The sequence below is a fragment of the Mariniblastus fucicola genome, assembly GCF_008087665.1.
GTDB classification, from domain to species: domain Bacteria; phylum Planctomycetota; class Planctomycetia; order Pirellulales; family Pirellulaceae; genus Mariniblastus; species Mariniblastus fucicola.
In genome coordinates this window covers 2489609-2516018 of record NZ_CP042912.1, presented here as the reverse complement: position 1 = coordinate 2516018, position 26410 = coordinate 2489609, and the positions used below count along the sequence as shown (strand labels likewise).

The following is a 26410-nucleotide window of genomic DNA, read 5'->3' as shown; positions in this document are numbered from 1 at the left end:
AGCAGGGTTCAAAACCAAGGTCGTCCCTAGCCTTGAGTTGAAAGGCTGAACCCGTTTATCTTGGATTGAAATGGCTTATGCCAAGAGCTGCCGGGGAACACACTGGTCACAATCTGTTGAGCATTGGAAACACTATTCATGTCCGAAATTCAATCGCTGGGAAAGACCAAGAACGCGGCCGTCATCCGTCAGCTGGTTGACCTCGATGGCAAAGTCGTCGTTGATGCAGGATGCGGGAACCTGACGTTTACTCGTCTGTTGGCGGAACAGGGAGCCAAGGTAATTGCGATCGATCCGGATTCCGTTCAGGCGCAAAAGAATCGCGACGCGGATCCAATTCCTGGCATCAAGTTTTTCGAAACTGGCGCTGAGAGCATTCCGTGCGACGACAGCTCAGTCGACGGCGTCTTCTTTTCGTATTCATTGCACCACGTGCCCGCCGACCTGTTTCCCGCGGTCTACGCTGAGGTGTTACGTGTTTTGCGACCGAGCGGATTTTTGTATGTGCTTGAGCCGATCGACTGTCCGCTCAACCAGGTGATGCGACTGTTCCACGATGAAGACGCCGAGCGTAGGGCAGCCTGGCAATCGCTTCACGACATTGCAGCTCCGAAGTTTGAGCAGATGTCGCAATTCTCGTACTATGACGAAAGGCAATTCGATTCATGGGATGACTTTGCGGACCGCTTTTCCAATCGCTCGTTCAACTCTTTGTACACCGAAGCAGACGTTCACCGCGACGAAGTGCGTGAAACTTTCTTGCGATTCGGCGGCCCAGCGCACAAGTTCACGACGCCGAAAAATGTGATGCTGTTGCAGGGGATTGTCGCAAGCAGTCAGGGATGAACCGAGAACTACGCAATCTACCCGAAGTGTCATTCGATTCAGGAAAGCTTGGATCGTTCAACGGAACATGGACGGCAATCTCTTGCGATGTATTGGCGTCCATTGGCGTTCTTTAGCGGTCCTCCTCCATCCCCCCTCGTGTGCGAAATCGATCTGCAATGCATTGCAAACAGAAAGTCAGGATTGAACCGTGAAAGGCAGTCCAATTACATTGTTCGCGATGCCCGTTTTTCTACAGTCTGTTTCGGCAGAAGAACTATGCTGTAAAAAGACTACTGTTAAGTCCTTCATTGCCTCTTCGAACCGGGAACGCGCTGTGCGACAAATCGGAAAAATTGCCCTGATATTTTGCTTGGCTGTCATCGCTATGACTATCGCCATCTTGCCGGGATTTTCGGCGACAGTTCAGGATGACTCGCCAAGATCAACACAACATTGGCCTGATGGCGTTGAATGCGATGAGTCCATTCCGACGCCACGCGAGTTCTTTGGATTCGATATTGGCTTTCGACATCTGGCTCATGCTCAAGTCGCCGACTACGTGCGGAAACTCGCCGAAGTTTCAGATCGGATTTCAGTCGAACAGTACGCGACGACTCACGGCGGCAGGCCGCTGCTGATGCTGACGATCACGTCGCAAGAGAATCGTGATCGCTTGGACGAAATCCGCGAGCAGCATTTCAAAATGACCAAGCCGGACGCAAGCGAGATCGATGAGGATGCGATCGAGGAACTGCCCGCGATCATCAACATGGGCTACGGCGTTCACGGCGACGAACCAAGTGCGACCAACTGTGCGCCGCTGGTGGCCTATTACCTTGCTGCGGCCAAGGGCCCCGAAGTAGAAAAGTGGCTCAACGATTGCGTCATCCTGCTCGACCCCAGCCTGAACCCGGATGGCTTTAACCGGTTTGCGAATTGGGCGAATCGATACCGCGGAGTCGTGCCGAACCCCGATCCGGCTCATGCGGAGCACAATCAAATGTGGCCGCCGGGACGCGTCAATTACTACTGGTTTGATCTGAATCGTGATTGGCTGCCGGCAGTGCATCCCGAAAGCCGCGGAAGGCTGAACTGGTACCACGACTGGAAGCCGAACGTTGTGTTGGACTTCCATGAAATGGGAACCAATTCGACTTTCTTTTTCCAACCAGGAATACCGCAGCGGACCAACCCGATGACGCCCGCGAAGAATCAGGAACTGACTCGCAAGTTCGCCAGCTACCACGCGAAAGCTCTCGACAAACGCGGCAGTTTGTACTTCACGCAAGAACGGTTTGACGATTTCTACATGGGCAAAGGATCAACTTATCCGGACCTTCATGGCTGCGTCGGCATCCTGTTTGAACAAGCCAGTTCGCGCGGTCACGTGCAGAAGAATCAGGACGGGATCCTCAAGTTCTCCGAAACGATTGGCAACCAGTTCACTACGTCGCTGTCCAGCTTGCGGGCGACCAGCGCGATGCGAAGCGAGCTGATTCAGTACAAACAGCGATTCTATCGGCAAGCATTGAAGATGAGTGCCAAACAGAAGGTGAAGACCTGGTTGTTCAACTGCGAAGCAAACGATGCGCGACTGAAAGAGTTTGCGATGACGCTGCACCGACACGACATCGAAAGCTATTGGTTAAAAGAAGACTTCGAATATGGCGACGAGACGTTTCAGGCCGGTTTTACGTTGGCGGTTCCGTCTAACCAGAGCGAGTATCGTTTCTTGCGATCGTTGCTGATGCGAAAGACGGACTTCAAAGAGAACATTTTCTATGACGTTTCCAGCTGGACGTTGCCGCTGGCTTATGGGCTGAAGCAGACGAGGCTGAAGAAGACGATCGATGCGGATTCGCTGGTGCGTTTCTCGCCCCTTGATTTCGCCGAGCCTGCTAACAAATCAACGGTTGAGTTTAGGGACGATGACCTTGGCTACTTTGTTGATTTTCGATCGGACGCGGCACCGAAGTTACTTGGTGAACTTTTGGCGAACGATATCAAAGTCCGGGTCGCCAAGAAACCGTTTCGTAGCAAAGCTAAAACTGGCCAATCGAATTTCGGCTATGGGACGCTGTCGATTCCGTTGCAGATTCAGAAAGACAAACGTGACGCAATTGTGGAAATTCTGAAATCGGCGTCGAACGCGGGAGCTTCCGTTGTGCCGGTCGCCGGCGGATTGAGTGCGTCCGGGCCAGATGTTGGCAGCCCAACTTTCTCAGTCATCGAAAAACCGTCGATCGCGATGGTGATCGGCAGCGGCGTTTCGGCGTACAGCGCCGGCGAAGTTTGGCACTTGCTGGATGAACAATATCGCATGCCGGTGACGCTACTGAAGCAATCACGCTTCGCGGATGCAAATCTGGACGATTACAAGACGCTGATTTTCGCAGACGGGCGGGCTTCCGATTCCGATTTGGACAATGCCAAGGCGTTTGCGAAAAAGGGTGGCACGGTGATCGTGATCGGAAAGCTGACGGCGTCTGTGGCCAAGCGATTGGAAAAGAGTCCAAAGAATGACACGAACGGATCAGCGAAAGACTTGGCTTCATCGGACAAGTCGAAAGCAAAGAAGGATTCTGAAGAACCAGATCCAATCCAAAAACCTTTCGACTCCGCATCCAACGAACGTGCCCTCAAATTGATCAGCGGTGCGATTTTCAAAGCGAAGGCCGACCTGACGCATCCGCTGCTTTATGGCTTCACGGATCCAGAACTGGCTGTTTTCCGCAACCATGCCGAGTTCCTCAAACCGTCCAGCAATCCATACTGCAATCCGGTGATCTATGACGCTAAGAAGCCGTTGATGGCTGGTTATTGTTCGGAGGAGAACGTTGAGAAATTCAAGGGATCGGCCAGCGTTGTCGTGCACCCGACGGGGCGAGGTCGTTTTATTCTGCTGGCCGACAATCCAAATTTCCGCGGATTCTGGAAGGCCACGAATCGGCTGTTCATGAACGCGATCTTCTTTGGCGACAAAGTAAATCCGGGGCGTTGAGCCAAAGCTGCGAAATGCTCGTTTGCTGGCCACAGAGATCACAAAGGCCACAGAGTTTCTGCACGTCTGATCTCTGTGTCCTCGGTGCCCTCTGTGGCTACACCCAATGCATGTCTATGAAGGCGATCTTCTTCGGACAAAGTGAATCCGGGGCGTTGAGCCAAAGCCGCGAAATGCTCGTTTGCTGGCCACAGAGATCACAAAGGCCACAGAGTTTCTGCGCGTCTGATCTCTGTGTCCTCGGTGCCCTCTGTGGCTAAATCTGATGCATGTTCATGAACACGACTTATCGAACCAGATTGGAATGTCCATGACTGCCGCCAACGGTTAAATTGGGGCCATGAGCAAAATAGACCAATTCGAAAGCCTGTTTCGGTCGGCCGACAAACCGCCGTTCAAGCTGGAGCCTGTTGACGTTAGTGACATTTTGATTGTCACTGACATGGATCAGAACCGGACGACTGAGTTTGCTGAACAGGCGAAAGCGTTCCTGTCGGCACTCGATACTCCGAAGCCTGTTCGCTATTCGCAGATTTGTGGGGACGAGTTCAGCACGGTTCAGCAACTGTTGGATCGGTTGGAGAATCCTCGCCCGGACCTCGTTTGCACCTATCGAAACCTCCACGCCGAAACCGCTGACCATCCGTTTAGTCTGGGCGCTTACGTCAACGTGCTGACTCAGGCGACTGAGATTCCGACGCTGTTGCTGCCGGAGCCAAAGGTTTTGGCGAACGCAGATCCATCGCCGTTGGCGGACAAGACCAAACACGTAATGGTGGTGACGGATCATCTTGCCGGCGACCATCATCTGGTCAGCATGGCCGTTCGGTTCGTGGAAGACGGTGGCGAACTTATCCTCAGCCACATCGAAGACCAGAAGGCTTTCGATCGATACATGACCGCGATCGACAAAATCCCCGATCTGGATTCAGAGTTGGCACGAAAGACGATCAGCGACCAACTGCTGGGCGAACCGAAAGACTACATTGAATCGTGTCGATTGGTGCTGCAGGAGCACGGAGTCGCAAACACGATCACGCCACTGGTTACGTTCGGAAATCGAATTGAAGACTATCGGCATTTGATCGAAGACCGCCATATTGATTTGCTGGTGATGAATTCTCGCGACGATGACCAACTGGCGATGCACGGCGTGGCTTATCCGTTGGTCGTTGAGTTGCGAAAGACTCCGATTCTGTTGGTGTGAAACGGTGGCATAGGCTTCCAGCCTGTGTTTAGTTCAACGAGATCACAGGCTGGAAGCCTATGCCACCTTCATGCTCATCTTACCTCGCTTGGCGTTTTCAAAAACTGAAAGTCAAAAATGGATTTGTTGATTGCTAACGCACACTCCGTTCACTGGTCGGTCACGACGGTCTTTGCACTGCTGCTGGTCGGTTTGATTCTTTGCCTGGCTCTCGAAGAAAAGATCCACGCCAAGAAATCGATCATCGCCGCGTCGTTTGCTGCCGTTTGCCTGTTGCTGGGCACGTTCACCGGAATCTTGAGCTTCGAAAAGATCGTTGTCGGGAGCCATCGAGCCGAACTGCGGGCGAACGAAGAAGTTGAAGTACTGGTTTACTCAGACGAAGACCCTGACTCAAGCGAAGTGATCGAAGTCACTGGGGAAGCTCACGACGAATCACATCAGCCAGCAAACGCGACTGAAGATCACGACGATCCGGACGCCGATGACGAAGACGCCGAGCATACTGAATCGGACCACCACACGTTGCACCTGGACGGCCATCGGCTGTCGACACCGGTTTACATTCCCGGAGTCGACTGGAGCGTGATCGCGATCATTCTGGGGTCGAGCCTGTTTGTTGACGTGACCAGCAAGTCCGGTTTGTTCACGTGGATCGCGGTCAAAGTAACCAAAGCCTCCGGCGGCGATCCGCGACGGTTGTTGTACTTCTACGGATTGATGACGGTCGTTTTTTCGGCGGTGTTGAACAACGTGACCGCAATGATCATTGTCGGATCCTTAACGGCGGTGTCGCTGGACAAACTAAAGCGAAACAAACTGCTGCTGGGATTTCTGCTGATCGAAGGACTGCTCACCAACGTCGGCGGATTGCTTACGCTAATCAGTAGCGTGCCCAACATCATTGTCGGGACCGCGGCGGACATCAGCTTCGTCACGTTCTTCGTCAAGTCAGCTCCGTTCGTCGTCGTGGCGACGTTCTTGACACTATGGATGGGTTCCAAGCTGTTCGGCATTCAAAAACTGAAAGACAAATCGGAGAAAGAAGAAGCCAAGTCTCTGGTGAGCGGATTCGACGAAAACGATGGTGTGAAGAGCTGGGGATTCTTTCGATTTTCGGTCGCGATGTTGCTGCTGTTCATCGTCACGATCGCAACCACGTCGGCTTTGCCCGGAGTCAGCAAGCTTGGCATGGGTTTCGTCGCGATGACGTTTGCGGTGGTCATGCTGTGGCGATTCAAGTCCGATGTGAACCGGTTTTACAGCGCGGTGGACTGGGATTTGTTGGGCTTCTTCATCGCTCTGTTCATGGTGATCTACGTCATGGAGCACGCGCTGGTCCTGGAACGCATCGGCGACGGCTTGCAAATGGTGATGACGGACATCTCGGCCGAAAATCCGTCGGCGAAAGATGCTTCGTTGCTGCTGGTCGGATCCGCGTTTTTCAGCAGCGTCACGGACAACATCCCCTTGGCCGCGATGTTCGCCAGTATCCTCAGTAACTTGGGCGCACCCGAAAGTTCAACTTTGTGGTGGTCCGTTATCTTCGGAGCCAACCTTGGCGGAAACATCACGCCGATCGGTTCGGCTTCGACGCTGGTAGCGGTGACGATCATGCACAAGCACAAGCTGCCGCTTTCCTTTGCCGGGTTTGTGAAAGCAGCGATCCCTTACGCGGTGGTCCAGATTATTCTGGCGTTGATCTACGTGCTATTCATTTTGCCGCTGATCAATTTCGGGTGATCGTGCAAGCGTATCCGAAGCAGAACTGCTCTTTCCTTCCGGATGGAATTTTGCCAAGACTTGACGGAGTCTGACGAATTGAGAGTGAATGCAAACAAATTGAGCCAAAATTCAATCGTTTCGAGCCTTGCCTCTATCGCCCGACTGAGGGACTGAAAGCGATTCCAAGCCTTGGTGAGCAAAGCCGAAACTTCGAACGGGCTCGGTTTAACCCACAACCAATACGAGGACAGGCGGCGACCGGCGCGATTTCAATCGAGCTGCAATCGCTATAAAATGAAGACCGACAAATCCAATCGCGCGAATTCAACTCTCAAGAGATACGCCGACATTATGGAACCGACCGAACTGGAACAGCAACCTTCGAAAGCAGAAACGGATGCCCCGTTGGTCAAACCCAATCCGGCGGCCGAGGCGGCTGATGCGTTGGCCAAGCCAATGTTTTGCCTGTCGCTGGTGTTTTTGGTTTTGCTCGCAGGTTTGGTCGTCGCGTGGGTCGACGTGCTTCCCGATCCGACGGATGCGAATCTGGTTGCTGATTCGCAAGGCGCGATTTCGTGGATCGACGAATTCTGGAAACATCCGGCAGTGGTAACCGGCTATGTTTTGCTTGGAGCACTGTTGCTGATCTGGCCGCTGTTTCTGATCGAGCCACTCTATGTGCGCTCTCTGGCAAAGGGTCATGCGATGCCGAGCAAGAACAGATTCGGCTGGTCCTGCATTCTTTGTCCGCCACTTCGTTTGGCCAAATCCATTCCCGCCAAAGAAGGCAAGATCTGGCTGCCGCGAATGGGCTGGCGAGCTCCGGGAAAAGCTCTGCACAAAGAGATGGAGCGGATGTTCAGCAAGCCGATGTTGATCATCGCGATGTTGATTCTTCCTGTCCTGTTGATCGAGTTCCGTTTTCAGGAACTGCTTCAGTCAACGATGTGGTTGAAGCTGCTGTTGAGCATCAGCATGGGATTGATTTGGTGTGCGTTTACGTACGAGTTCATCTTGATGGTCAGCTCGACGAAGAAGAAACTGTTCTATGTCAAAAAGAACTGGATCGATCTGGCGATTATTCTGCTGCCGTTGGTCTCCTTTCTTCGATCGTTTCGAGTAGTCCGCGCGGCAAAGGTTGCTCGGTTCGCAAAACTGCAGCAACTGACAAAAATGGGACGCGTGTACCGCATGCGTGGTCTTTTGGCGAAAACCATTCGCGCGTTTCTGGTACTGGAATTGGTGCACCGGATCCTGAGAACTTCACCAGAAAAACGATTACAGAAGCTGTTGGCTCAGGTGGAAGACAAGCAGGACGAATTGCGAGAGCTTGAAAAGCAAGTGAAATCGGTTCGAGCCGAAATTGAATTGCAGCAGTCAAGCGAGGATCTGGAGAACGCTGTCCCCGAAATCCAGGCCGCTGCCCTGCCCCTCCGCAATAGCGAATGACCGAATGACCGACCTGATCCCTGTTCGCCAACGAGCAATTACACTTGCCAGGGATCCCGCATGTTCGGCAGCAGCAACTCGCCCGCTTCGAAGTCGCCAATCAGTTCTTCTGTGCCCGGATCCCAGCGCACTGGGCGCCCGACTTTCATGGCGATATTGTTCAGATGACAAATCGTTGCGGTCCGGTGGCCTATTTCGGCAGTCGCCATCGGCTCAGCTCGACTGATGATGCAATCGATGAAATTTTTGTGGTGGCCGGCGCTTCGTCCCAATTGGACTTTTAACGAATCATCAATCTGATCGAACGCCACTGGCTTTCCGTCTCGCACTGACTGCGGCAGAACTTCAGGATCAGACGCAGACAACGCACCGCCGTGAATGGCGACAAAGATCCAACCGTCTTCACCCTCGAACTTCAGACCTCGCGGCCCTTCTGTGGTGCCGATCAGTTTCGTTCCGTCAGCGTAAGTGTTCGTAAACTCGTAATCCCAGAACGCATCGTAAGGGCTTTCGGCGACCTGAATTCCTTTGGCTTCAAAACTTACCGGTCCACTGGAATCACGGTTGAGCCCCAGTTGAGCGATGTCGATAATGTGAGCACCGCGGTCGGTCATTTCGCCACCGCCATAGTTGAGAATGAAACGCCACCAAAAATGGCACCCCTTTTCCCAATAGGCAACAGGATGGGTGTGCCCTTGCCACATGTCCCAGTTCAGCCCTTCAGGGATTTCCTGTGGCTCAGCCTTTTTCCGAAACGCACGCGCTGACATGTGATGGTCTTGCTCGCACGGCATCTGTATCCTGACCGTATGAACTTTTCCAATTCGGCCGCTGCGCACCAGTTCCGCTGCGAAGCGGCAATTGTTGTTGGAACGTTCGTGGCTTCCGCATTGAAGAATTCGGCCAGTCCTGATCGCCGTGTCGCGGATGGCTTTGCTTTCACCGAAAGAGTTCGCCAGCGGTTTCTCGCAGTACACGTCTTTCCCAGCTTGCATCGCACGAACCGAAGCAAACGAGTGCCAGTGATCAGGCGTCGAAACGTGGACTGCATCGATGTCCGATCGTGCGATTAGTTCCCGAAGATCTTCAACTCGCGCACAGTCGCTGTTTTTGTAATGCGCGTCAATCAAGTCAGCGCCCTGATTCAGATGATTGGCATCGACATCGCAAGCCGCAATGACCTGGACGCGATCGTCAGCAAGAAAAGCCGACGTGTTGTGACGCCCTTTCCCACCACAACCAATGGCTCCGATCGCGATCCGGTCACTCGGCGCGGTTCGACCGTACCCCAGCGAAGTTCGCGGAATGAACATCGGCGCCGCGGTGATTGCCGCAGCACTTGCGGTCGCGGCAAGGAACTGACGACGGTTTGGTGAACGGTTTGGCGTGGCATCGGAACTCATCGAAAGACTTTCTGCGAAAGTATTGGAAACAGAAATGAGTGGCACCTCCGCCGACATGAACCGGCGGATGGATGGTACGCGGCCAGTTAAAACCGAACTACGATCGCCGTCGCACCATCAGCAGCGAAGCACCCGCAAGTGCAATCAAACAAACGGATCCGGGCTCAGGCACCGCCTGGATTCCGAAATGTCGTTCGAGCGCCAACGACTGGAAATGCAATCGCTCTTCCGGCCCAACGCCAGGCGGTGAGTGGATCGTGTAAATGGTTTCGCTGGCCAGAATGTCGGGATTGGAAGTCGAAAGCTCCCACTCCAGAAAGTAGATCACATTGTCAGGCTGCAGGTTGACCTCGTAAGTTGGATCAAGGTCGGGCAAGTCTTCTGAAATGTCACTACCCAACGTGATCGATCCAGGGTTGTCGGTCGAGATGCTTTCTATGCGAAAGCTGATGCTGAGCAGTTCACCGACGCTAAGATCTGAAAGGACTGGAGTGCCGAAATCCTGAGCCAGCCCGGTTCCATCCTGCCGCGGCGGTTCGTCCCACTTCCCTGCCCCCATCAGCGACAGCGTCAGGTCGTGGCCAAGAAGTTGCGGCGCATTGTCGAGGTCGAGATCGAATCCCGGAAGCGTCGAGTTGGCGATCGTCGATCCCACGTTGGAGAGATGACCGTGCACCACGTTGAGGTAGGGCCGCACGATCCCGCCGCCATCATCGATCGGATCCGTTCCGCTGAGATAGCCTTGCGCATAAAGTTGATTGTTGATCACGACGATGTCGAGTCGCTTCCCATCGTGAGCGGCCAGTGAATCGCAGGCCGCAAACAGTATCGCGACCAACAGTACCAGATTAGTTTTTGTTTTCATGTTGCCTTTCATTTGACTACACAAATGCTAACTAAAGGGCCATTATTTCGCAACGAATTGGCGCCATTGAAATCGATTCCAACCCGATAACTGCCGTCATGCCCGTGAAACGGAAGCCTGACGCATCCAGCGGCACACTCCCTTCCCTCACCGTCGCGGGTTTCTATTGCCTCATCTTGAGCATTTCAGTAAACGAGTGTTGGACAAGTCCTCGCATAGCACGCTTGCGCGCGGACCGTCGCGATGTGAATTTCCAAACCGCAAACATGTGGCATGAACCGAATCCACAAAATGAATCTTCGAGTCGCCCAATGGCTACTGGTTATGCTGTTGGTCGGCGGTTGCGCAGACCGCAACACGCGAGGTCCAATTCCGACGCTGCACACGTCGCCTGAGTTTACCGAAAGCGGAAGTGACATTGCGCCGAATCGATGGTGGACGGCGTTCGAAGATCCGCAACTGGATCTGCAGATCAACGACGCGTTGACCAACAACTACTCACTTGCGTCGGCAACATATCGAGTCCAGGCCGCGCGTGCCGTCACGCAGCGAGAAGCGTCCGATTTCTGGCCGGACATCGACGGGATCCTTGGCTTCGGGAGCGACATGGGGCCAGGCGAAAACGGCGAGACCTACAACTTCGGACTCGACGCCAGCTATCCAGTCGACTTGTGGGGCGAGATCGAATCTCGAGTCGAAGCTCAGCGGCTTCGCGCGATCGCCGAGTGCTGGGACTATCACACGGGAGCCCTGGCTCTCACTGCCGAGATCACCAGCGTCTGGTTTTCGCTGATCGAGGCTCACGCGCAGGCTAAGTTGCTGGAAGAGCAGATCAAGACGAATCGTACCGGATTGGAATTGCAGGAAGAACGTTTCAGGCTGGGGCTGATCCGCAGTGCTGATGTGTTGCGGCAACGTCAACTTCTGGAGTCCACGCTGGAACAGGAAGTCGTCGTCGAGCTTCAAGTCGAAGTCCTCGAACATCAATTGGCGGTGCTGCTTGGCGACATGCCGCAACTGGCCAGCTACGAATCGGGAACGCTGTTTCCAGAAATGCCACCGCTGCCGACCACGGGGTTTCCGTCGGAACTGCTTCTGCGAAGACCGGATATCCAACGGAATTATTACGCACTGATGGCCGCGGACAAGGATCTTGCGTCCGCGATCAGCGCCCAGTACCCGCGACTGAATTTGGGTGGCTCAATTCAGAACATCGCCGAGAATCCGGAAGAACTTTTTAAGGACTGGTTTGTTTCATTGGGAGGCCAGTTGATTGCTCCGCTGTTTGATGGCGGTCAGCGACGAGCCGAGGTCGAGCGGAATCGAGCGGTCAAGTATCAGCTGTTCAACGACTACGCACAGTCCGTTTTGGTGGCTTTTCGCGAGGTCGAAGATGCGTTGGCTCAGGAAAAATATCAGCTGAAGCAGATTGAACATCTTGAGGAACAAGTCAAACTGGCTGGACAGGCGTCGATTCAGCTTCGCGAACAGTATCTCATTGGCGACGTCGAGTATCTGGATGTGCTGAGCGCGATCACGGGCCAGCAGAGCCTGCAACGCCGGCTGTTGAGTGCTCAGCTGGATCTGAGATTGATTCGGGTGTCGCTGTATTTGGCGCTGGCCGGCAGCATTGAAGCGACTAACGTTGAGGGTGAAGATTTCGCAGTGGATGATTTTAGAATTGAAAACGCAGCCGTTGGAAACGACCAACCGATCTTCGATGTTGATAGTCGAACCGTCGGCGTGAACGAACCGATCAACACGGCGAACGTGGATCCGAATCTGGATCCGCCAGGCCGTGAGCCATTTGGCTCCGATCGCTTTTCCGATCTGCTCCCTGAGGAATCAGGAGTTGATGAATCGCGATTTGGCCAAACGCGTGTGAACAGATCGAAGACTCCTGTCGCTCCTGATGCCAATCCTCAGGAAATCCCGTTGCTGGAACGACTCCGCGGAACCACAAACAATGAATGAAAGCTCAGATCAACGAACCAGATCCGGGGTTCGATGGCTGCGCATCGTGTTCAATGCCATCGTCTGCGCGGCCATTCTTTCCGGAGCCGCGTATGCAATCGTCGTGATCAACCGCACCGAACCGGTGGCTGAGAAAGCCAATTCGACACGGAAGTCGTCGGCGCTAGTGGACACAATTACCGTGAACTACGGCACCTACTCGCCCGCGGTTTCCGTTCTGGGCACAGTACGGCCGGCTCAACAGATCAGCCTGCGGCCGCGTGTCAGTGGTCAGGTGGTCGAGCTTGCTGATGCGTTCGTTCCGGGCGGAATGATTGGCAAGGGAGACCTGTTGCTTCGCATCGATCCTGCCGATTTCGAGAACGCGTTGTCCATCAGCAAGAGCGAACTGGAACAAGCCAAGGCTTCGATGGAGATTGAAAAGGCTCGCCAACGTCTGGCGGAAAAGGAGCTTAAGCTGCTTGAGGATTCCATCGATGGAACGAACCGTGGGCTGGTTTTGCGAGAGCCACAGATCGCGTCGATCAAAGCCGAAGTTTCGGCTGCAGAGGCAGCGGTTGAGCGGGCCCAGCTTGATCTGGAACGAGCCACAATCTACGCGCCGTTTGACTCACAGGTTTTGGACCGGTCGGTGAACGTCGGATCACAAGTCAGCCCGGGCAATGATCTGGGGCAACTGGTCGGCCTGGAACAATATTGGGTGATGGCGTCGGTGCCGATTCGCAGTCTTCGCTGGGTCGAACTGCCAGACGAAAAAGAGATCGGCGGTTCGAAAGTGACGCTGCGGAATCCTGATGCGTGGGGCCCCGACATAACCCGCGAAGGACGTGTCTCGCGGCTGATCGGAACGCTGGACGAACAGACTCGATTGGCTCGCGTGATGATCATTGTCGAAGATCCACTCGGACGGGACAACGGAGCCCCGCCGCTGATTCTGGATTCGCTTTTGACGACCGAGATTCAGGGCAAGGCTGTGGAACGAGTCGTTCGGCTGGATCGCGAGTATGTGCGTGACGAGGACACGGTTTGGGCGATGCGAGACGGCAAGCTGGAGATTCAGCCGGTAACCGTTGAGTACCGCGACAGTGAATTCGCCTATATCAGTGACGGTTTGGTGGATGGTGACGAGGTGGTCATTTCGACGCTGGCGACGCCTGCCGAAGGTATCGGACTGAAGAAGCGAGGAGCGTCCAAGTGACTGGCCGCGAACTGACAATCTTCACACCCCTTCTCGCGCCAATTCAAACAGCTGAATCGAACGCGCCCCGTATCGCCATAATTTTCCCGGGAGACAGAACTGATGCTTAAAGAAAGCGACGCTCCCGAACGGTTTGGCCCGATCGCATGGATGACAAGAAACTCCATCGCGGCCAACCTGTTGATGGTTCTACTGCTTGGCGGCGGAATTTGGTCAACGTTCACGATTCAAAAAGAAGTATTTCCCAACTTCCTGCTGGACAGCGTTGAGATCAGCGTCGGTTATCCGGGAGCCGCGCCGGAAGAAGTCGAACAGGGCATCCTGCGACCAATCGAACAGGCGCTTCGCGAAGTCGAAGGCATTCGTGAAATCACCAGTTACGCCAGAGAAGGTCGCGCCTACGTCGAGGCTCAAATCGTCGCTGGCGAACCGCGGATGAAGGTCTATCAGGACATCGACCAGGCGGTTAACCGGATTCGAACATTCCCGGACCAGATTGAACAGCCGGAAGTTCGTTTGGCGTCTGAGCAAAAAGAAGTCATGGCGCTGAATCTCTTCGGCAACATCGAAATCAAGGCGTTGCGAAAACTGGGAGAGCAACTCCGCGATCAACTTCAGGCTCATGAAGACATCACTCAAATTGAGTTCTGGCGGGCTCCGCCCTACGTGACGCATGTTGAAATTCCGCGGCAAACGCTACGCGAATATGGGCTGACGTTGTCCGACATCGCAAACGTGATCCGCCGATCCAGCCAGGACGTTGCAGCCGGATCGGTCCAGTCGAACTCGGGCGAAATTTTGTTGCGAGTGAAGGCCAGGAAACAGTGGGCGGACGAGTTTGCTGGGATCGAAATCGTCTCCGGTCGCGGCGGCCAGGTTGTAAAACTGGGAGACATCGCCGAGGTTCGCGACGGATTTGAAGAAGCCGGTTTTCACTCCCAGTTCAATCAGACGCCTTCCGTTGAGCTGGAAATCTATCGCGTCGGTTCGCAGTCGCCTCAGGACGTCGCCGCCGCGGTTGAGGAAACGATGGCGAACTTTGAGTCGCAGCTACCACCAGGGGTCGCGTGGCGAATTGATCTGAACAACGCCAAGGAGTTCGAAAGCCGACTTTGGCTGGTGATCAAGAATGCGATGATGGCCGTCGTGATTGTGTTCTCCATACTTGCGCTGTTCCTGGAAATCCGACTGGCGTTCTGGGTAATGATGGGGATGGTCGTTTCCTTCATCGGCGGGATTTTGCTACTGCCGATGTTTGGCGTCAGCATCAACATGATTTCGCTATTCGGTTTTCTCGTGGTCCTCGGGATCGTGGTCGACGACGCGGTCGTGGTTGGAGAAAACGTTTACGAAAAACGCCAAACCGAATCCAGCCTGGAAACGGCTGCGATTGTCGGCACGAGAGAAGTCTCCGGACCGGTGACGTTCAGCATTCTGACGAACATCGTGGCGTTCATCCCTTTGATGTTCATTCCTGGCGAAACGGGAAAGTTCTGGAGCCCGTTGCCGTGGGTGGTGATCATCGTGTTGGCGCTTTCGCTGATCGAGTCGCTGTTCATTTTGCCTGCTCACCTTGCTCACATCCGTCGGAAAAAGGGCGAGTCGGAATCAGCCGGACAACAGCGCTGGTTCGGCCGAATGTTTAGCCGATTGGTGGATTTGCTCTATCAACCGCTGCTGAAGTTCTGCCTGAAGTTTCGCTACATCACGGCCAGCCTGGCGTTGGCGTCGCTGTTGATCCTTGGAGGTTACGCGCTCAGCTCCCACATGGGCATGGTTCTGATGCCGGAAGTTTCCGCGAATGAAATCGAAGCCGGTGTGCGGATGCCGACCGGAACGACTCCGGACCAGGCGGCTGCGATCGCCAATGCGGTGACCACGGCCAGCCTGGAAATGTTTGACAAACACGATCTGTATCGTTGCGCGGAAGGCATCAAGACAAACGTTCGCGGAGAAGGCTTTATCGATGTCGAAATCGTGATGAAGCCGCCGAACGAACGCGACATGACGTCCAAGGAAGTCATCGAACTGTGGCGTCAGGAAATTGGTGATTTGCCTGGCGTTTCCCAAATCAGCTTTCGCGCCGAACGTGGTCCCGGGGGCCATCGCCGCGACATAAGCGTGGACTTGAGCCACAGCGATATCGATGTTCTGGAAAAGGCGACCGCTGCGTTGGTTGAACGCGTCAAAGCGTACTCGAACACGCGAGACGTGAACGACAACTACGATCGCGGCAAAACGCAATTCGACTTTAAGCTTCGACCCGAAGGCCGCGCACTTGGGCTGACGGACGAGAACCTTGGCGATCAACTTCGAGGAGCGTTCTTTGGCTCGTTGGCGTTGCGATTGCTGCGAGGCATGAATGAGATTGAAGTCCGCGTCAAGTTGCCGGAGGAGCAGCGAAAGAATCTGCACAATCTCGAAGATTTGATCATCCAAACTCCCGACGGTTCCGAAGTCCCCCTGATGGACGTCGCGGAAGTCGAGGAGGCTCAGGCGTTCAATCGCATCAACCGCCGCAATGGACGACGCGTGATCAGCGTCTCAATGGATGCCGAACCTCCCGGTGCCGTCAATCAGGTGATCGCGGCACTCCAGGCGAACGAACTGCCGCGGCTTCGTGATGACTTCCCGGGCATCACCTGGGACTTCTCCGGTAGCAATGCAGAAATGCGAGACGCGACGTCGACTCTCTGGAGCCATTTCGCATTGGCGTTGGCGGTGATCTATTCACTGCTGGCGATCGCGTTCCGACGTTACGTTCAACCTTTGATCGTTATCGTGGCGATTCCGTTCGGGATGGTAGGAGCCCTCATCGGCCACATCATTTTGGGCTATGACATTTCATTGGTCAGCGTGATGGGCGTGATCGCACTTTCAGGAGTCGTGATCAATGATTCGCTGATCATGATCGACTACGCGAACCGAATGCGCGGCGAACACTCGGCGCTCGAATCGATCTCGCTGGCAGGCGTGCGTCGCTTTCGGCCGATCCTGTTGACGACGCTGACGACGTTTGGCGGATTGATGCCGCTGATCTTTGAAGAATCGTTGCAGGCCCAGTACATCATCCCGATGGCGATATCCCTGGGCTTTGGGATTCTGTTCTCAACCGCGATCATCCTTGTGCTGGTTCCGTGCCTGTACATGATCCAGGAAGACCTGCAGTCCCTGTGGAAAAGAGTAACCGGCGCGTAAGCCTTCTCTGATTCTTCATCAGAACATGGCGGACAGGGCAATGGCTGTTTAGCCAAAAAGCTTGACACCTCCAGGGTCAAGCATTACCGTTGAATCGATGCTTTCTCGACGAACGGTGACGCGATCGCTGTAGCTCGCTCTCTGCCCGACACTCTCTTTATAGAACGTCCTTGAGGTTCCATGTTTCGCCTAACAAAATCTTCTCAACGTCGCCGTCCGTCACGCAACGCCAATTCGCCGCTGAACTTTGCGAAGCTGGAATTGAAGAACCCTTTGGCGGCGAACTTTCTGGACTTCTCGGTTCTGGACGCATCGCAGGATCTGACGACGGACACCGTTTTTGAATCGGGCGCCCTCAGCATTGACTACGACGTCGACGTTACTTCAGGAAGTCTGGTCGCGGTTGAGATCTTCGCCCAGAACGGCGGAAGCATTCAGAAGCTTGGAGAGTTTTTCACGGCCAACGAATCGGACTCCTTGATCAGCCTCGAAGGCTTCTCCAGCCTCAGCGGCACACAGCAAATCTTTGGCGTGGCATCGACGTCGGACGGCCAGCACGCGACCTCCAGCAGCATCGACATCGATGTGCTCCAAACGACTACGGAAGTCGGCAGCTTTCTTGGGACGACGTTCAACTACTCGGGCACCAGCGATTCTGCTTACGTGCTGGAAGCTCTTGGCGGAACCGACACGCTGGCCTTGAACTTCAGCTCGACGCTCGTGACAGATTTCAATGGCGAGTCATTGGCTTCCTATGATCGCGATGCATTTGTGACGTCTCAGGCGTTCTACCAGGGTTCAGTTTACGACTACATGACGACCAGTGACGGACGGGAGCTCTATTTCCAAGGCGTTGAGCGACTTGAGTTTTCAAACGGTTCAACCGTGTTGCTGCAGACGCAGCCCAACGATCCACAATTTGTCGAGCAATGGGACATCGCAACCGGTGACGTCGGCGACGCGTGGCGATTCACGCGGGGTTCCGATGAAGTTTTGATCGTTTCGCTTGACACGGGCGTTCCGTTCACGAGCGGGACTCCGACCACGAGCGATTTTGATTTGTCGAATATGGACTTCATTTCGCCCGACAACGAGTCTGTGTCGAATGGAGACCATGGTCATCGTGCGACCAGCGTTATGGTGGCGGAGCCCAATAACAATTTTGGGCTGGCTGGTATCAACTGGAACAGCCCGACGTTGATGATCGACGTTTACCCATCGACCCATCCGGACATCGGCTCCAACATCCTTACCGATGCGATCCTCGAATCGATCGCCTTTCTCGACAGCACCGCTGCCAGCCGAATCGTTTTCCAGGGAGGCATTCAGGGAGAGTATTGGCTGAGCCGTCTGGATCAGAGTCTGCTGACGACTTACCAGGACAGCACGCTGTATTCCGTCGCGGCGGGCAATGGCAGTGTGGACCTTGAGGATGCGACCAGCAATCCTGTCTACAGCGCCGGCGTGGCTCGGCTGGCCGGAACCTACGACAACGTGATGGCGATCGGCGCTCTCGAGCCCGTTTTCGAGTACGTCGATGGCTACAAGAACGCGTCTCAGCTTCCGCTGGCTGGCTATTCCAATTACGGAGAAAATTTGACGTTCTCTGGGCCGTCGCGAACACGCTCGATCGGGCCGACGGGAAGCGTCGCAAACTTTGGTGGCACCTCGAACTCGAATCCTGTCGTTGCCGCATATTCTTCGCTGGTGTGGAGCGTTGATCCAGATTTAACTTCGGTCGAAGTCCGAGACATTCTGATTGAAACGGCCATGGACTTGGGTACCGCAGGTCGCGACACGCAGTTCGGCTGGGGAACTCCAGACGCCGGCAGCGCTGTTCGACGGGCTTGGGCGATGAGCCAGAATTCCGAACTGGCGTTGCTTGGTGCGAACGTGTTTGGCGATGGTGCAGACACTGACCTTGGATACCTGCTGGCCTCCAACAGTCAGCTTGGCGAAAACATCGACACGTCTGGCGGACCCGTGGAAGTCGGTTTGCTTTCGACCACGAATACGAATTTGAGTTCGCTTAGCTACACCCTCGTGGCCGGCGCGGGCGATGCGGATAATGGCTCGTTCGAAATCACGGGTGATAGTTTGAGCATCAAACAGGGAACGATGGTCGACTTCGAAAGTCAGTCGTCCTACTCGATTCGCGTAGAAGCCAGCGACGGCAGCGTGACACACGAACAGGACTTGCTGATCTCAGTCATCGACGATGCGGAATCGACCACGTTTACGATTGCTGACGGCGAAATTCAGCGCTCGATGCTGAACAATTTCGTGGTCGCATTTGACGGAATTGTGACTCTGGGATCAACGCCGTTCGAAGTCGTCAAACGTGGCACTGACGGAGGCGTCGTCGATGTGTCGGCAGGAATCGATAACAGTTCCGGCAGCTCAGTCGTTACGCTGACCTTTAGCGGCATGTTCGCAGAAACATCCGGATCGCTGGTGGACGGCAACTATCAGTTGACTGTTTTCGGCGACCAGATTCAAACCGCCAGTGGTCAGAGCTTTGATGCCGATGGCAATGGCGTCGCCGGTGGTGACCTTGTGTTTGGCGATTCAAAATCCGCTGGAGTTTACCGTCTGTACGGAGACTCCAATGGCGACCGGAACGTTAACGTTGTTGACCTGCTGGCCCTTCGTCAGTCGTGGCTGGGAGAGTTTGGTGACGACATTTACAACCCCGCGTTCGACTACAACAGAGACGATTTGGTTAGCGTCTTTGATCTACTGCCCTTCCGCCAAAACTATAACGAGCAATTGGATTTCGCCTAAAGATCTGATTGCGAAGGCACGGAGTCAAAACGCGGTTTGCAATGCGACGCTACGTGCACCGCGGCAATGTTGCGTTTTCAGTTTCCGATCAACCAGATCACGAAACTGACCGGTGCAGCGAACACCAGCGAATCGATCACGTCCAACACGCCGCCCAGCCCTGGCAGCCAACTGCTGGAATCCTTGATCTGAGCGTCGCGCTTCAACAAAGACTCGGCCAGATCTCCGACCATCCCGGCCAGCGTCACCGCCACGCCGTAAACCAGAAACCACCACCACGGTTTGGGAATCGTGACCTCAATGATGAACGGCGATACCAGAAACACCACGATCGCCGCACCAACAATTCCACCAACGATGGCTCCGAAAGCTCCTTCGACGGTTTTGTTCGGGCTGAGCTTTGGCGCGACCTTGCGCGAACCAATCGCCTTGCCCACGAAATAGGCAAATGAATCCGAAAGCTTCGTTGTGGCGATGATCAATACGATCGCCGCCACGCCCAGATGATTGTTGTCCTGAATCTGGCGATGCGAGAGCACGAAACCGAACAGCATCGCGATGTACACGAAAGCCAACGAGCTTTTACCAATCCGCGTCGCCACCGCCCCGCGATTGGATTCGGCGCTGGCCGACTCCGGATCGAAAGTCAGCATCTCATAGGCGAAGGCGATCAAAACCGCGGCTCCGACTCCCGACAACGTCCATCCGAGCTTTCCGATTGGGCAATCGGCAGGGTAGTCTTTCCAAAACACTGGCAGGTTCGACATCGAAACCATCACCGCGGCGCCGACCATCATCAACCACGACGGGTGACAACCCGTGCCTTTCCACAACCGATGGAATTCATCCGCGGCGGCGGTGGAAATGATGACGCACAGAATCGCCAGAAGCACACCAGATCGCCCGAGAGAATCCGGCTGCCCCAGAGAAAAATCAGCCCACAGCAGCAAGATCATCGTCGTAATCAGCACGGCCGCAGAAGCCAGTCGACGACCTAACACGATGGCTCCTGTTCGTTTCGGTTCAGCCCGCCAAAACGTCGTTTCCGTTTCGCGTAATCCCGAATCGCGGTCCGCAAGTCATCGGTATCGAACTCGGGCCAATACTTTTGCGTCACCCATAGCTCCGCATAGCTCAATTGCCACAGCAAGTAATTGCTGATCCGCATTTCTCCTGCCGTGCGAATCATCAAATCCGGATCGCTCATCCCGGCAGTGTACAGATGCTCCGACACCATTTGTTCATCGATCGCATCGACCTCCAGCCCTTCATCCTTCACTCGCTGGCTGATGCTACGAATCGCATCCACGATTTCGGCTCGCCCGCCATAGTTGATTGCCAGGCACAACGTCGGACCTGTGTTCTGTGAAGTCAGTTCGATGCTACGATCCATTTCGGCCTGAACTTCGGGCCGAATCCGATCGCGACGGCCGATGATCTGCAGCCGAATATTGTTTTTGTTCAGAGTCTCGCGTTCGTTGACCAGATACTCGGTCAGCAAATGCATCAGAAACTCAAGCTCCAGCTCTGGCCGTTTCCAGTTCTCGCTGGACAAACAGTACAGAGTCAGCTGCTCGATCCCCAGCCGTGCACATTCCTCGGTGATGACGCGAACGGTTTCGGCGCCTTGCTGGTGGCCTTTGACGCGAGGCTGAGATCGTTCCTGAGCCCAGCGGCCGTTGCCGTCCATGATCATCGCGATGTGCCGCGGACGTTTCTCTTCCGGAATCCCGGACCAGAATTCGTTTTCGGTTTCGGTGGATGGCATGAGTTCGAAGTTTTCAGGGCAAAGTTTGGTATCCCCTTTTTATCAAACTCTGCCTCATTTCGGTAGGACGGGCGAAACGCCCAGCGGTGGGATTCGATCACAGGCTGGAAGTCTATGCCACCTCGTTCAACGGCAAGCCGCAAGCGACCGCTTCCCCACCTCGTTTAACGGCAAGCCGCAGGCGACTGCTTCCCCCACCTCGTTTACGGCAGGCCGCAGGCGACTGCTTCCCCCACCTCGTTTACGGCAAGCCGCAGGCGACTGCTCCGCATCCACCGCCTTCCAACACCTGCACACCCACGCCTCTACCCAAACCGCCTCAAACTCTCCAAACACTCACCCAAATACGAGCTCCCAAACAGATTCAAGTGATTCAGCAAATGATACAGCCGATAGACCGCGACACGGTCTTCCCAACCGTCCTCCAATGGCCACGCCTCACGATAGGCACCGTAGAAACGCGGCGGCAGCCCACCGAAAAGCGTCGTCATCCCGAATTCAGCTTCCCGGTTCGCAAAATAGACCGCCGGATCAATCAGCGCGGGTTCGCCGTGTTCGTCACACAGCCAATTGCCGCTCCACAGGTCGCCGTGGATCAAAGCGGGACGCTCGTTGCTGCCTCCGATCTGTTCGTCCAGCCGGTGAATCAAGGCCTGCCCAAGCCGTTGCAGTTCCGATCCGCCAAGCCCGTTGTCGGCGGCGAGTCGAAGTTGAAAGCCCAAGCGATGGACTGCCCAAAACTCGACCCAGTCGCTGGTCCACGAATTCGGCTGGGCCGTGGCTCCCAGAAAGTTATCGTGCTCGAACCCGAACTGTTCGGCCGAACAGCGATGCATTTGGGCTAACTTTCGCGCGAAACGTTCGAAGAAATCTGCGCTCGGCGGCGTAGATTCAATCGCCTTCAGAATCAGCACGAAGGGCTCGCGTTGGCTGACGTAGATTACCTCCGCGATGCGAATCGAATCCGTGCGACGCAGCGATTCCAGCCCGGCGGCTTCTTGCCCAAAGACATCGTTGTGGCTGGACTTGACGAAGACCCTGGTCTGATCGTTCAGCCCGGAAGGCAAATCGAAATCGGGGAAGCGAACGGCCGCTTCCCCGAGGGTGATGAAGTTGGATGTTGACATGCGTTCGCGGCCCCATAAGTGGAACGGTGGTCTCCGCCGTTTGCATCCTGCCTTGGCCAACAATGCAACCACAGGCTGGAAGCCTATGCCACCTCATAAGTGGAACGGTGGTCTCCACCGTTTGCTGCCTCGGCTACAACAAGGTCACAGGCTGGAAGCCTATGCCACCGTGCTGCCACATTCTAACGTTTCCCGCCGCGGCGAGTGTTTTCCAAATCGTTGTATTCGATCTGCTGCTCCTGCACGTTCGATGGCAGCGATGCAACGTACTGGCGATCGTACTCCAGTGAGTACGAATAAGCGATCTCGTGAGCACTTTCTCCGATCGATCGGCCGGCCACGTCAATGTCCCAACGCAGGATACCTTTCGGCAACATGGTGCGAACGTAAACGCCGTCTTTGCTCAATTGATCCTCAACGCCATCGCCCAGCGTGACACGAATCTTCGATTCATCGTCGGCGATCGGCATGCGGTCGACAACACGGATCTTCGCCAGCGTGTCTTTGTAGTTTTCAATGAACAGTTTGTAATCGAGCGACGTTTCGCGATTACCGCCGTTGATCTGATTCGAGCGATCTGCAAGTTCGCGGCGGGCACGAAGCTGAGAGTCGGCTCCCAGGCCAACGACAAAGTCCTGACCACGAGCCACCGTCGGGATCTCGCTTCTGCCGACAAAGCGACCGTCCAGGTAAACGGTCAGCGGTCCGGCAAGCAAATCGCTCTGGCTGTTGTTGCTCAGTTCGGCCTCACGATAAACGTAAGACGTCAGCACCGGTGTGGCGATATGATAAAACTCGCTGTCCAGATCTTCCGCCATCACGCGAACCATCTGTTGGCTCTTGCGAGACTGCAAACTGACCGCAGACGCGATCTCGTATGAAAGCGCCGGCTCTTCTCCTGCCTGACCGGCTTCTCCTGCCTGACCGGCTTCTCCAATCGGCATCGCGTCGATCGGTGTGTCGCTGGTAATGGCCAGGCAATCGAAATTGTTGACGACGTTGTTGATCGTCCACGCTGTTTTGAGGTTGTCCGCGTTGCTGGTCGCAACTCGATTGCCACGGATGGCTTCGCTTTGAACTCTCATCAGCGACTTCAAATCGCTGGGCTTGCCCATCATCATGACCTGAGCCTGTTGTTGATTCGGCGCTCCCATGCCTCCGCCGCCCATGCCGCCCATGCTGTTGGCGAATGGATCGGCGTTGGGTCGCAACGTCAGACGAAACGGAGCCAGCCCTGGACCGGCGGCGCTAAGCGCTGGCGATGCCGTCGAAAGCGTCAGCTTCACGTCGTCCCAATCTTCGCCGCTCATCTGTTGGATCAAGCCGTTGTACTCGATGCGTACAGTGTCGGCTCCGGTTGCGGCGCGGACGGTATACGCCGGAGACCACCCGCATGAATTGGTCAGATAGTTCAGCCGAATGGATTGCTTTCCTGCTGCTGTCTTTTGCGCGAACAGCACCGCCTGGCGTTCCTGCCTGGTCGATCCGTTGCTGATCTCGCGAATCTTTCGCTGGGCCAGTTCAAGCTGCTTCTTGAGCGACTGCTGCGTTTTCGTCAACGCGACTTCGGATTCCAGGATCTCCTTTCGCTGCCCAAAAGAAAAGTTCGTCAACTGCTCGATCGTTTCGGCGTTCAGCACGCCACGGCCAAGGTCGAAGTCTGCAGTCGGAGCCGTGAACGATTCGAGCTTGTCGAGGTATTTGGCCTGTTTCTTCAACAGGTCGATCTGTTTTTCGTTGACTCTCAGTTGTTCCTGAAAGTCATTGATTTCCTGTTCCAGCACGCGGACTTCTTCTCGCGGCGAATCGCTGACGGCGCGAGCCCGATAGCGAACGGCACGGACTTCGACTCCCGAGTCGCTTTCTGCAAACAGCGTCGCCGGGTCGATGTTCTCTGGCAGGTCGCCGATGACCAGTTCTTTCGCCCCTGGTTCCCCGTCCAATTCGATCGTCCGGGTGACCAGAGCTTGCGTTCGATACAGCGTGACTTCGGTGACTTTGCTTTCGAGCACCGTTTCTTCGGGACCGTCGTCAGCAAATGCGACCGGGTTGGCAATGACGGATGCCAGCAGCGTGGCAATCAGGAGACATGAGTAGCGGAAGCGGCGATTCATTTTCGGTCCTTGTGAGAATGGATGTTCGAACCGGTTACTGACGCGAAGGGAGATCCCAAAGTTCCCGTCAGCGGATGAATTTATCGCGAAGATTCAGCAACGGCTGGTTTCGTCCGCCACGTCGGCGAGGCTGCCAGCCTGTCATTTCACTGAACGCGCCCACAATCCATCGCAGGTTCAATGCCACGTGTACGTTGATCCTACAATTTGGTTCGTGATCAAGTGGAACATATCATTGCGATTCCCTGCTTGGCCATTGGCGCCATTCGCGAGCAGGTAAATGGCATGCGTTGAAAAGCCACAGATGGACACAGATCCATGCTCAACATCTGTGCCGATCTGTGCGCATCAGTTTGCTTTTCAACCGCAAAAGTCAACCGTCAAAGGTCACGTCGACTTTCATCCGACCATCACTTTTGCTACCAACCTTCGTCGCTTGCACCCCCAAGTCCCCCTCGTTAACATACCAACTGTCTTTTTTCGTATTTTGCGACACGCTGTCGTACATAAACCTGTTGTGCGACCTACCGGCGAGGCTCACATCCGATTCTCAACTCGCACCTTGTTGATCGTTGTCGCGTTCGTTGCGTTTGCACTTGCTTCCGTTTTCGCCGTTTCGCGCTGGGTCGATCCTTTCGACGATCGCAACTTCGATTCGCAGCAATGGGCGACCGCATCGTCTGACAACCGCGCGCCGATGGCACGTGATGTTGTATCACGCGTTCGCGGAATGGATCGCGATGGCGTAATTGAACTGCTCGGGCAACCCGGTGACCGTTTGGACTCTGCCACCGACGCGGGTGGGCATCCGCTTCGCGGCGCGGAGGTGTTCTCGTACTACATCGGCTCTTGGAGCATGCACGGAATGGACGACGCATTCGTCTACGTCCATTTCGATACCGATGGGGCCGTAATCCACTCTGAAATCACCGGGTACTAGCGAGGTACCGGTCGCACAACATGGTTTTTACGCTAGGCCTTCGGCACACCTTCCTTGGTTGGTCACGCGGGCTGGCATTGGTACAATCTTTCGTAGTTCAGGCATCGTCCGCTTCGTTTAGGGCGGTGTCGTAAAAACCTCCCGTTGTCCGGTCGAAGTCTTCCCATGAATCAGCGAGATCGTGCCGCGAAACTCGCGAAGACCGACTTTTCTGCCGCACTGAAACTTGCCCGCGACATCACCGAGGTACGTGAACGCATTCAATCGCTTGGCTGGGTCGCGCGATATGCACCTGCCGCCGAAATCCCACGTGTTGTTGCCATGGCCGCTAAATCTGCAGGCACGTCCTCTGATTTCTACGCTGACACGATGGCTCTGGCGTGGCCTCTTCGCGCTCTACACGATACTGGCAATGGTGGCTCAATCCCGCCGCTATTGAAAACGGCGATTTCGCTTTCTGCGGACGTTCAACCTGCATCCAGTCGCGCCGAAGCGCTAGGCCTACTCATTCACGCAGTTTTGCCTGATGGACTCCGTACAGCTGAACCTGCGATCGCGAAACTCAAATCCGTCGCCTCCGATTCCCATTGGCGTGTGGTTCGCAGCTTGATTGATGCTGCTCTTCTTGTAAATGCGTTCGACCGCCAGTCGGCATTAAGCATCGCAAACGCAATTCCGCTCGAAAACAAACGCAACTCCGCAGTTCAACGACTCTCAGATGGTGAAACGATGGAACCTCGCCCATTTTTCTGGTGATCTCACCCGCTCTCGCCGAACAACATGGTTTTTACGCTAGGCCTTCGACCTTTGGCAACGCTCGCTGACCTTG

At 55.0% G+C, this 26410-nt stretch carries 17 protein-coding genes; 11 read left to right on the top strand and 6 right to left on the bottom strand.

From position 1 onward, the window contains the following. Window positions 1-138 precede the first annotated feature (138 nt). The 5 genes from MFFC18_RS09245 to MFFC18_RS09225 all read left to right on the top strand — a co-directional run bounded on the left by MFFC18_RS09245 (window position 139) and on the right by MFFC18_RS09225 (window position 8210). Complete coding sequence (locus tag MFFC18_RS09245; protein ID WP_075082215.1) at window positions 139-846, top strand: class I SAM-dependent methyltransferase; 708 nt, start codon at window positions 139-141, stop codon at window positions 844-846. A 367-nt stretch (window positions 847-1213) separates the two neighbouring features. Next, window positions 1214-3829, top strand: coding sequence for a M14 family metallopeptidase (locus MFFC18_RS09240; protein WP_075082214.1), 2616 nt, complete (start codon window positions 1214-1216; stop codon window positions 3827-3829). A 340-nt stretch (window positions 3830-4169) separates the two neighbouring features. Then, on the top strand, window positions 4170-5036 hold the full coding sequence (locus tag MFFC18_RS09235; protein ID WP_075082213.1) for a universal stress protein: 867 nt from the start codon (window positions 4170-4172) through the stop codon (window positions 5034-5036). 117 nt (window positions 5037-5153) lie between these two features. Next, window positions 5154-6779: an ArsB/NhaD family transporter gene (locus tag MFFC18_RS09230; RefSeq protein WP_075082212.1), complete on the top strand. Its 1626-nt coding sequence runs from the start codon at window positions 5154-5156 to the stop codon at window positions 6777-6779. 276 nt (window positions 6780-7055) lie between these two features. Further along, window positions 7056-8210: a hypothetical protein gene (locus MFFC18_RS09225; protein ID WP_075082211.1), complete on the top strand. Its 1155-nt coding sequence runs from the start codon at window positions 7056-7058 to the stop codon at window positions 8208-8210. Window positions 8211-8248: 38 nt separating this feature from the next. Here the strand turns inward: MFFC18_RS09225 and MFFC18_RS09220 are convergent, their stop codons facing one another. Together MFFC18_RS09220 and MFFC18_RS09215 are read right to left on the bottom strand one after the other, a co-directional pair. Beyond that, window positions 8249-9613, bottom strand: coding sequence for a Gfo/Idh/MocA family protein (locus MFFC18_RS09220; protein ID WP_075082363.1), 1365 nt, complete (start codon window positions 9611-9613; stop codon window positions 8249-8251). 97 nt (window positions 9614-9710) lie between these two features. After that, window positions 9711-10478 carry a PEP-CTERM sorting domain-containing protein gene (locus tag MFFC18_RS09215; protein ID WP_157665014.1) on the bottom strand — a complete coding sequence of 256 codons (768 nt, stop codon included), beginning with the start codon at window positions 10476-10478 and terminating at the stop codon, window positions 9711-9713. A 291-nt stretch (window positions 10479-10769) separates the two neighbouring features. Here MFFC18_RS09215 and MFFC18_RS09210 point away from each other — a divergent pair, with 291 nt between their 5' ends. From MFFC18_RS09210 to MFFC18_RS09195, 4 genes are all read left to right on the top strand, one after another. Beyond that, on the top strand, window positions 10770-12452 hold the full coding sequence (locus MFFC18_RS09210) for a TolC family protein (protein WP_087149594.1): 1683 nt from the start codon (window positions 10770-10772) through the stop codon (window positions 12450-12452). After that, complete coding sequence (locus MFFC18_RS09205; RefSeq protein ID WP_084416772.1) at window positions 12445-13650, top strand: efflux RND transporter periplasmic adaptor subunit; 1206 nt, start codon at window positions 12445-12447, stop codon at window positions 13648-13650. Before MFFC18_RS09210 ends, MFFC18_RS09205 begins: the two co-directional genes overlap by 8 nt. Window positions 13651-13752: 102 nt before the next feature. Next, window positions 13753-16848: an efflux RND transporter permease subunit gene (locus tag MFFC18_RS09200; RefSeq protein ID WP_075082208.1), complete on the top strand. Its 3096-nt coding sequence runs from the start codon at window positions 13753-13755 to the stop codon at window positions 16846-16848. Between the two features lie 180 nt (window positions 16849-17028). Then, window positions 17029-19632, top strand: a complete 2604-nt coding sequence (locus MFFC18_RS09195; protein WP_075082207.1) for a S8 family serine peptidase — start codon at window positions 17029-17031, stop codon at window positions 19630-19632. A gap of 77 nt (window positions 19633-19709) precedes the next feature. Here the strand turns inward: MFFC18_RS09195 and MFFC18_RS09190 are convergent, their stop codons facing one another. The 4 genes from MFFC18_RS09190 to MFFC18_RS09175 all read right to left on the bottom strand — a co-directional run bounded on the left by MFFC18_RS09190 (window position 19710) and on the right by MFFC18_RS09175 (window position 24641). Then, window positions 19710-20633 carry a phosphatidate cytidylyltransferase gene (locus tag MFFC18_RS09190; protein ID WP_075082206.1) on the bottom strand — a complete coding sequence of 308 codons (924 nt, stop codon included), beginning with the start codon at window positions 20631-20633 and terminating at the stop codon, window positions 19710-19712. Next, window positions 20627-21400, bottom strand: coding sequence for an isoprenyl transferase (locus tag MFFC18_RS09185; RefSeq protein ID WP_075082205.1), 774 nt, complete (start codon window positions 21398-21400; stop codon window positions 20627-20629). Before MFFC18_RS09185 ends, MFFC18_RS09190 begins: the two co-directional genes overlap by 7 nt. A gap of 305 nt (window positions 21401-21705) precedes the next feature. Next, window positions 21706-22527: a fructosamine kinase family protein gene (locus tag MFFC18_RS09180; RefSeq protein WP_075082204.1), complete on the bottom strand. Its 822-nt coding sequence runs from the start codon at window positions 22525-22527 to the stop codon at window positions 21706-21708. Between the two features lie 182 nt (window positions 22528-22709). Continuing rightward, a complete protein-coding gene (locus MFFC18_RS09175) occupies window positions 22710-24641 on the bottom strand; it encodes a mucoidy inhibitor MuiA family protein (RefSeq protein WP_075082203.1) in 1932 nt (643 codons plus the stop codon). A 517-nt stretch (window positions 24642-25158) separates the two neighbouring features. Between MFFC18_RS09175 and MFFC18_RS09170 the strand changes: the two genes are divergently transcribed. Both MFFC18_RS09170 and MFFC18_RS09165 read left to right on the top strand, forming a co-directional pair. Beyond that, a complete protein-coding gene (locus MFFC18_RS09170; protein WP_148618760.1) occupies window positions 25159-25581 on the top strand; it encodes a hypothetical protein in 423 nt (140 codons plus the stop codon). A gap of 165 nt (window positions 25582-25746) precedes the next feature. After that, complete coding sequence (locus tag MFFC18_RS09165; protein WP_075082201.1) at window positions 25747-26337, top strand: hypothetical protein; 591 nt, start codon at window positions 25747-25749, stop codon at window positions 26335-26337. The last annotated feature ends 73 nt before the right edge of the window (window positions 26338-26410 follow it).